Below are 1,897 nucleotides of genomic sequence, written 5' to 3'. Positions count from 1 at the left end.
GCGATCTTTTGATCTTGCATTTAACAACAAACATCAAACGATCGCAGCCTTCGGCAGCTCCTACAGGGGATAGGGGTGTCAGGAGGGGATGGTCAGGCCGCGGACGACGGCTGGGCGGGCGAGGAATTTCTCCAGCACGCGCGTGACGTTCGGGAAGTTCTGAATCCCCACCAGATCTCCGGCTTCATAAAACCCGATCAAGTTACGCACCCACGGGAACGTGGCGATGTCGGCGATGGTGTAGCGCTCGCCCATGATCCAGTCGCGGCCTTCGAGGCGGCCGTTGAGCACGTTAAGTAGACGCTTGCTCTCTTCGACGTAACGATCGCGCGGGCGCTTGTCTTCGTAATCCTTGCCGGCGAATTTGTTGAAGAAACCCAGTTGACCGAACATCGGCCCGATACCGCCCATCTGGAACATCAGCCACTGGATGGTCTCATAGCGCAGCGCGCCTTCCTGAGCCAACAACTGGCCACTTTTGTCGGCGAGATAGATCAGGATCGCGCCGGATTCGAACAATGGCAGTGGCTCGCCTTGCGGGCCGTGAGGGTCGAGGATCGCCGGGATCTTGTTGTTCGGGCTCAGCGACAGGAACTCGGGGGACATTTGATCCTGCGTGTCGAAACCCACGCGGTGCGGCTCGTAAGGCAGGCCGATCTCTTCGAGCATGATCGAGACCTTGACGCCGTTGGGGGTCGGCAGGGAATAGAGCTGAATCCAGTCAGGGTACTGCGCCGGCCATTTCTGGGTGATCGGGAACGCGGACAGATCGGTCATGGGAAGCATCCAGTCACAAATGAAAGCCTGATCATAATGTAGGAGCTGCCGCAGGCTGCGATCTTTTGATCTTGAGCCTTCAAGCAAGGTCAAAAGATCGCAGCCTTCGGCAGCTCCTGCATGAACCGTAACATTCTGTCGTTAACCTTCCACCTAGCCATTCGTGGTTGCCGTTAGAGTGCTGCGCACTCGAGAAAATCGAACCAAATCGGGTTCAGAGGACTCTGAGCTAAGCCTTTCGCAATGGAAGAGCAATACGACAGGGAACACACCCGGCGCTGGAAGCCCGCGGTGTAAAGGTTTGTCAGCCTTAACCGGACATGCTGAAGAACCTTTTATTTGATGACGAACCTTATGCGTTTCGCCAAACATTTCAAACATCGCGCGTACATGATCCTGCCGTCGTTGATGGCGGTCAGCGCGCTGTTCCTGTCGCTTGAATCCAGTGAAAGTCGCGCGCAACCGGCGGACGGTACGCAGACCCTGGTGTTCCTGCGCCACGCGGAAAAACCCGAGGGCGGTCTCGGCCAGCTTAATTGCCAGGGCCTGAACCGCGCCATCGATCTGTCGACCCTGCTCCCGGAAAAATTCGGCAAGGCCGATTACGTATTCGCCGCCAACCCGACGCGCAATGTCGAAGAAGGCGAGCTGGACAACTCTTACAGCTACATTCGCCCGCTGATGACCATCAGCCCGGCGGCGATCAAGCTCGGTTTGCCGGTGAACATCGAGTTTTCCGCCAATGACACCAGCGATCTGGCCCGCGAACTGACGGCCGACAAGTATCACAACTCGACGATCTACACGGCTTGGTCACACGGTTATTTGCCGGAACTGATCAATAAAGTCGCGGGCAACGCGGTGGGCGGTAAGCAAAGCATTACCGATGACTGGTCGGGCGACGATTTCGATTCGTTGTATGTGCTGACGTTGACTTGGCACAACGGTAAGGCCAGTTTGCAGAGCCACAGCTACAAGCAGGGGCTGGATCATGGCAAGGAAACTTGTCCGACCTGAGTCATTTGTTGTCTGACCCGGCCCCATCGCGAGCAGGCTCACTCCTACAGTTGAAATGCGTTCCCCCTGTAGGAGTGAGCCAGCTCGCGATGAGGCCAGTCAA

Annotated in this window: 2 protein-coding genes; one reads left to right on the top strand and one right to left on the bottom strand. The window is 56.9% G+C overall.

Annotated features, from left to right (window positions below; genetic code table 11):
- Positions 1–78: 78 nt before the first annotated feature.
- Complete coding sequence (locus QMX93_RS30640) at positions 79–777, bottom strand: glutathione binding-like protein (protein WP_212545685.1); 699 nt, start codon at positions 775–777, stop codon at positions 79–81.
- A gap of 342 nt (positions 778–1,119) precedes the next feature.
- Between QMX93_RS30640 and QMX93_RS30635 the strand changes: the two genes are divergently transcribed.
- On the top strand, positions 1,120–1,794 hold the full coding sequence (locus tag QMX93_RS30635; RefSeq protein WP_053121884.1) for a hypothetical protein: 675 nt from the start codon (positions 1,120–1,122) through the stop codon (positions 1,792–1,794).
- The last annotated feature ends 103 nt before the right edge of the window (positions 1,795–1,897 follow it).

Origin of the sequence: Pseudomonas sp. PS01303 (assembly GCF_029959385.1) — a bacterium.
GTDB lineage: Bacteria > Pseudomonadota > Gammaproteobacteria > Pseudomonadales > Pseudomonadaceae > Aquipseudomonas > Aquipseudomonas rustica.
This window is presented reverse-complemented; position numbering and strand designations above follow the sequence as displayed.